7 protein-coding genes and 1 pseudogene are annotated in these 6784 nt (G+C 62.8%); all 8 read left to right on the plus strand.

Annotated features, from left to right (window positions below):
• A pseudogene (locus EOA79_RS27715) lies at positions 1–568 on the plus strand (D-alanyl-D-alanine carboxypeptidase); the annotation flags it as partial.
• 72 nt (positions 569–640) lie between these two features.
• A complete protein-coding gene (gene tmk / locus EOA79_RS27720; RefSeq protein ID WP_095800715.1) occupies positions 641–1315 on the plus strand; it encodes a dTMP kinase in 675 nt (224 codons plus the stop codon).
• A complete protein-coding gene (locus EOA79_RS27725) occupies positions 1312–2367 on the plus strand; it encodes a DNA polymerase III subunit delta' (protein ID WP_095825414.1) in 1056 nt (351 codons plus the stop codon). Before tmk ends, EOA79_RS27725 begins: the two co-directional genes overlap by 4 nt.
• 134 nt (positions 2368–2501) lie before the next feature.
• On the plus strand, positions 2502–4049 hold the full coding sequence (gene metG, locus EOA79_RS27730) for a methionine--tRNA ligase (RefSeq protein ID WP_127335980.1): 1548 nt from the start codon (positions 2502–2504) through the stop codon (positions 4047–4049).
• Complete coding sequence (locus EOA79_RS27735; protein WP_095825416.1) at positions 4049–4843, plus strand: TatD family hydrolase; 795 nt, start codon at positions 4049–4051, stop codon at positions 4841–4843. The genes metG and EOA79_RS27735 overlap by 1 nt, the downstream gene beginning before the upstream one ends.
• Before the next feature lies 1 nt (position 4844).
• Positions 4845–5666, plus strand: coding sequence for an MBL fold metallo-hydrolase (locus tag EOA79_RS27740; protein ID WP_095825417.1), 822 nt, complete (start codon positions 4845–4847; stop codon positions 5664–5666).
• Positions 5667–5732: 66 nt separating this feature from the next.
• Positions 5733–6311, plus strand: a complete 579-nt coding sequence (locus EOA79_RS27745; RefSeq protein ID WP_095825418.1) for a chloramphenicol phosphotransferase — start codon at positions 5733–5735, stop codon at positions 6309–6311.
• Between the two features lie 101 nt (positions 6312–6412).
• Positions 6413–6784: arginase family protein (locus EOA79_RS27750; protein WP_206639276.1), on the plus strand; the 372-nt coding region annotated here is incomplete at its 3' end.

The following is a 6784-nucleotide window of genomic DNA, read 5'->3' on the forward strand; positions in this document are numbered from 1 at the left end:
CACCTGGAACAAGATCTCCCAGCGGAACCGCAATCCGCTTTTGGCCATGGGCATCGATGCCGACGGCTTCGTGGCCGGGGCGAGCGAGTCCGCCGGCTTCGGGATTGTCGGCACGGTCAGCCACAACGGCATTCGGGTGATCGCGGCGCTGAGCGGTCTGGCGAGCGACCGGGAACGCTCCGAGGAGGCGCGCAAGCTGCTAGACTGGGGGTCGCGCTCCTTCCAGAAGACGGAGATCTTCGCCAAGGACGAGGTCGTCGGCGAAGCCGAAGTGTTCGGCGGCGCCAAATCCGGCGTGGCCTTGAAAGCCAAGGGCCCGGTGGACATCTTTCTGCCGATAACCAACCGCGACAAGCTGACCGCCAGAATTGTCTATGACGGTCCGGTGGCGGCGCCGGTGGAGGAGGGGCAACCGGTCGGGGAGCTGCGCGTTTGGATAGGCGACACGCTCAGCCAGCGAACGCCGCTTTTCGCCGCCGAGGCGGTGAAGGTCGGGACGTTGCCGCAGCGTGCGCTTGACGCCGCCAAGGAACTGGCTGTCGGCTGGCTGCGTCAGAAACATTTGTGATCGGGCAGGCTCGTGGACCTTTTGCCGGACGGGAGCTATGACAGCGGCCAGCACGGGCGAAGGCATTCACGATTGGCGAGCGGATTTTTCATCACCTTCGAAGGCGGCGAAGGAGCCGGCAAGTCGACGCAGATCGAGCGGCTGGCACGGCGCATGCGCGCCAAGAAATACGAGGTTCTGGTGACACGCGAGCCAGGCGGCTCGCCGGGCGCCGAGGCGGTGAGACATGTGCTTCTGTCCGGGGCCGCCGAGCCCTTCGGCCCGAAGATGGAGGCGATCCTCTTCGCCGCCGCACGCTCCGACCATGTCGAGCAAGTGATCCGGCCGGCGGTCGAGCGCGGCACGATCGTGCTTTGCGACCGTTTCATCGATTCCTCGCGCGTCTATCAGGGGGTTACCGGCGGGCTCGATCCGCATTTCATGGAAGCGCTGGAGGCGGTCGCCATCAACGGCATGGTCCCCGACATGACGCTGATCTTCGACATTGATCCGGCCGAAGGTCTGAAGCGCGCGGCGGCACGCCGTGGCGCCGGCGACAGCGCCGATCGCTTCGAGAAGGAGACTGTGGCCATCCACCAGCGCCGGCGGGAGGCTTTCCTGGCGATCGCCGAGGCGGAGCCGGATCGCTGCATAGTGATCGATGCGTCGGCCGATCCCGAAACGGTGGAAAACGTCGTCACCGCGGCCGTGTTCGCGGTGCTGGAAAAGCGGATGCCGGTGCAAAGGAAGCAGACGGCGCCTGCATGATCTTCGAACGCATCGCCCCCGAACAGCACGACACGTTGGACGGCGTTCCCGAGCCATCGGAAACTTCGCGGCTGATCGGCCACGCGCAGACGGCGGGCATGCTTGCCACCGCTTACCGCGCCGGCAAGCTGCCGCATGCGCTGATCCTCGCCGGGCCGCACGGCATCGGCAAGGCCACGCTTGCCTTCCACCTGGCGCATCACCTTCTCAGACATCCCGATTTTGCGGCCGCGCCCGAAGCGCTTGCCGTTCCAGATCCGGCCTCGTCGCTGTTTCGCCAGATCGCTACCGGCGCGCATCCTTCGGTGCTGCATCTCACCCGTCCGGCCAACGACAAGACCAAAAGCTTCAAGACTGTGCTAACCGTCGACGAGATACGCAAGGTCAGCCGCTTCCTGTCTATGACCTCGCATGACGGCAGCTACCGCGTCGTCATCGTCGATCCGGCCGACGACATGAACACTAATGCCGCCAATGCCTTGCTCAAGAATCTTGAGGAGCCTCCGGCGCGCACCCTGTTCATCCTCATCGTCCATGCGCCGGGCAGCCTGTTGCCGACGATCCGGTCGCGGTGTCAAATGGTGCGGCTGACGCCGCTTGCGCCGGACGAATTGATGGGTGTGCTGGAAGGCATCGAGCCGCCGCCGCCGGTCGATCCGGCGGCGCGCGCGGCTTTGGCCGAGCGGGCAGGGGGCAGCGCGCGCAACGCGATCCTGCTTACCCAGTATGGCGGGCTGGAAATCGCCGGCGCGCTCGACGCGCTGGTGGCGGCGCAAAAGCCGGACATTGCCGCTGCCCATCGGCTTGCCGAAGCCGTTGCCGGCCGCGACCAGGCGATCCAATTCGATATCTTCAACCGCCGCGCGCTCGATCTGCTGTCGGCCGCCGCCAGCGAAGCGGCCTTAGCCGGCGACCTCGCCAGGGCCAAAACGCTGTCCGACGCTTGGCACGAGGCCGTGAACACGATATCTGAGGCAGAGACCTACAATCTCGACAAGAAGCAGCACGCCCTGACCATGATCGACCGCCTGAATTCTGTGATGCGAATGTGACGGTTTTCTTAGTGCATGCCGCTGCCCCAAAACCGGGCACCACTTTCGGGCGGCATGCATCGGGATGGCAATCGCCATGCCGATAGTTTATCCACCGCCACAACTCACATTCAGACCTTCATGACGGTTCATTCATGTCACGCGAAAAATCCTACCTGACCACGCCGATTTTCTATCCGAATGGCAAGCCACATATCGGCCACGCCTATACGGTCATCGCCAGCGACGCGCTGGCCCGCTTCCAGCGTCTCGACGGCAAGGAAGTGTTCTTCCTCACGGGCACCGACGAGCATGGCCTCAAGATGCAGCAGACAGCCGAGAAGGAAGGCATCGCGCCGATAACGCTCGCCGACCGCAATTCGGCAATCTTTCGCTCGATGACCGAGACAGTCGGGGGCTCAAACGACGAATTCATCCGCACGACCGAACAACGTCACTACGCATCCTGCCAAGCGATCTGGAAGGCGATGGCCGCCAATGGCGACATCTATCTTGATCGCTACAGCGGCTGGTATTCGGTCCGCCAGGAAGCCTATTTCGACGAAAGCGAAACCACGCTCGGCGACGACGGCGTACGCCGCGAGCCGCTTGGCTCGCCGGTTGAATGGAACGAGGAGGAAAGCTATTTCTTCCGGCTATCCGCCTATCAGGACAAATTGCTGGCACTTTATGAGAGCCGGCCAGACTTCATCGGTCCAGCGGAGCGCCGTAACGAAGTGATCAGCTTCGTCAAGTCCGGCTTGAAGGACCTGTCGATCTCGCGCACCACTTTCAAATGGGGCGTGCCTGTACCGGGCAACGACAAGCATGTGATGTATGTCTGGGTCGACGCATTGACCAACTACATCACGGCCGCTGGCTATCCCGACACCAAATCCGAGCAATGGCACTACTGGCCGGCGACGCATATCATCGGCAAGGACATCGTGCGCTTCCACGCGGTCTACTGGCCGGCCTTCCTGATGTCGGCCGGCATAGAATTGCCGAAGCGCGTGTTCGCCCACGGCTTCCTGTTCAACCGCGGCGAGAAGATGTCCAAATCGGTCGGCAATGTCGTCGATCCGTTCGCGATGATCGAGCATTACGGGCTCGACCAGGTACGCTATTTCTTCCTGCGCGAGGTGCCGTTCGGGCAGGACGGCAGCTACAGTCACGAAGCGATCGTCAACCGCACCAATGCCGATCTCGCCAACGGCCTCGGCAATCTGGCGCAGCGCTCGCTGTCGATGATTGCAAAGAACTGCGGCGGGGCGGTGCCGAAGCGCGGCGAGCTCACCGAAGCCGACGCGGCGATCCTCGACCAGGCGGTGGAGGCGCTTGCGGTAGCGCGCAGAGCGATGGGGGAGCAGGGCATCCATCTGGCGCTGGCGGCGATCTTCGGCGTGGTGGCCGACGCCGACCGCTACTTCGCGTCGCAGGAGCCCTGGGCGCTGCGCAAGTCCGATCCGGAGCGCATGGAGACGGTGCTGTGGACGACGGCCGAGCTTGTCCGGCGCGTGACCTTGCTTTGCCTGCCCTTCATTCCCGGATCGGCGGCGAGGCTGCTCGACCTGCTGGCTGTGCCGGCGGATAAGCGCAATTTCGCGCATGTCCACGCAGACCATGCGCTGGTGCCCGGCACGGCGCTGCCGGTGCCTGAGGGCGTGTTTCCCCGCTACGTCGAGCAGGACACCAAAGCCTGATGCTTGTCGACAGTCACTGCCATCTCGATTTTCCGGATTTTGCCGAGGAGCGGGCGGCTATCGTCGCCCGCGCTCTCGCAGCCGGGATCGGCCGCATGGTGACGATCTCAACGCGCGTGAAGCGTTTTCAGCAAACCATTGAAATTGCTAAATCTTTTAGTGAGGTCTATTGCTCAGTTGGTACTCATCCGCACAATGCGGCGGAAGAGCTCGATGTGACCGCAGAGGAGCTGGTACGGCTTTCCGACCATCCCAAGGTGGTGGCGATCGGCGAAGCCGGCCTGGACTATTTCTACGACCGCGCGCCGCGCGAGGCACAGGCGCAAGGCTTCCGCACTCACATCGCCGCCGCGCGCCGGACCGGCCTGCCGCTGGTCATCCATTCGCGCGACGCCGACGGCGACATGGCGGCGATTCTCGAGGAGGAGACAGGGAAGGGCGCTTTCCCCTTCATCCTGCATTGTTTTTCGTCCGGGCGTCGGTTGGCGGAAGTCGGCGTGGCGCTGGGCGGCTATGTCTCCTTCTCAGGCATCCTGACCTTCAAGAACTCGACCGAGTTGCGCGCGATTGCCGCAGATGTGCCGCGCGAACGGCTGCTGGTCGAGACCGACGCGCCTTATCTTGCGCCAATCCCGCATCGGGGAAAACGCAATGAGCCCGCCTATGTCGCGAATACGGCGAAGGTGCTGGCCGAGACCATCGGCGTCAGCGAGGCGGAGATCGCCGACATCACCACCGACAATGTCTTCCGGCTGTTTACCAAGATGCCGCGACCGGACGTGACGGCGGCCTGACATGGGCGACCAGCTGCTACTCACCATTCTCGGCTGCGGCTCGTCGCCCGGTACGCCGCGCATCACCGGCGACTGGGGCAATTGCGATCCGGCCAATCCGAAGAACCGCCGCATGCGCACGGCTGCTCTTGTCGAGCGGATCGCAGGGAATGGCGGCCGCACCACCGTCGTCATCGACACCGGACCGGATTTTCGCGCGCAGATGCTACTCGCCTCGGTCAAACACATCGACGCGGTGGTCTATACCCATCCGCATGCCGACCACATTCACGGCATCGACGATCTGCGCGGCTTCGTGCTCGAGCAACGCCGTCGTATCGATATCCATGCCGACCAGCCGACCATGCTGCGGCTGCGCCAGGCGTTTGGCTACTGCTTCGAGACGCCCCCGGGCAGTTCCTATCCACCGATCGTCAGGCCGCATCTCATAGACCATGCCCGGCCGGTGGTGATCGAAGGCGAGGGGGGTCCCCTCACCCTTGAGCCGCTGCCGCAGATCCATGGCGACATCATTTCGCTCGGTTTCCGCGTGGGCGAGCTCGCCTATTGCCCCGATATCAGCGACTTTCCAGCTGCCACAGCAGGAAGGCTTGAAGGCCTTGACGTGCTGGTGATCGACGCGCTGCAGTACAACAGCCATCCAAGCCATCTGTCGCTTGCCGAGGCACTGGGCTGGATCGAGAAGCTCTCGCCGAAAAACGCGGTGCTGACGCATATGCATGTGCCGCTGGACTATGCCGCCGTGATGGCCGAGACGCCGGACCACGTGGTGCCGGCCTATGACGGCATGATGATCGAAATTCCTTTTGAGTCAGAGCGATAGAGACGCCTGTTCACTTTGGCGCTTAGTCGTCAATCCGATTCTCTTTGGTGCTTCGGAAACTGATCGATGGTTCAGAATGTGTTTGTTCTGCTGCTCGGTTTCCCTGGCGTCGGCAAGCTGACGATCGCACGGGAACTCGGCACGGCACTTTCCGGCCAGGTCATCGACAATCACTGGATCAACAATCCTATATTGGCACTGCTTGCCGATGACGGTCGCCGCACTTTGCCTGATTCCGTCTGGGAGCAGACCGCCAAGGTCCGCCAGGCTGTCTTGGACACCGTCGCAACACTTTGTCCTCCCGCCGCCAACTTCATCTTCACGAACTCCGGCATCCAAGGAGACGCGAGAAGCCTGGCGTCCTACCAGCAGATGAAAGATGCGTCGGATCGACGAGGCGCTCACTTCGTGCCTGTGCGCTTGCTTTGCGAAGAGGCCGAACTGGTACGTCGCGTGATGTCGCCAACGCGACGTGACCGTCTCAAGTCGATCGATCCGGAAGTCGCGCGGCACCGCAGCCGAACAGTCGCTGTCCTTGACCCGAAGCACCCGAACAGCCTGACGATCGACGTAACAGCGATCAGCGCGGCGGAGGCGGCTACAAGGATTCACGAACACATCAAGGACCTCGTTGACGTTCCATAATCTATCTTATGCGACTTTCTGATATGGATCACGTAGAGGCGATAAAGCGATCCTATCGACGTGCCCCTCGCCGCGAGCGCTCACATTCGGACTATTGAACAATGACCTCTTCATCTTCCTTTCTTGGCTTTCCCGACTGCCTCGCCGGAGGCTGCGCGCCTCGCATGGTGATCTACGGTGCCGGTCATGGCAGCACCTATCCGGGAAAGGACAGCAGCGGCTCTGTTCTGGCCGCCGACGCCATCCGCGCTGCGAGCCAGGACGATGCGCCGCTGGTCGAGCATTGGGATTTCGATCTCGGCGGTCCATTGTTCGACGGCAAGGCGGTCTGCTGCGTCGATGCCGGCAACATCTCGACGGTCATGCATGACAATGAGGGAAACCGGGCGCGGATCGAGGCGAAGACGCGCGAGGTCCTGGCCGCGTCGGCCGTGCCGATCCTGCTCGGCGGTGACGATTCCGTGGTAATTCCC

This window comes from Mesorhizobium sp. M1A.F.Ca.IN.020.03.2.1, assembly GCF_004023205.1.
In the GTDB taxonomy this organism is placed as follows: domain Bacteria; phylum Pseudomonadota; class Alphaproteobacteria; order Rhizobiales; family Rhizobiaceae; genus Mesorhizobium.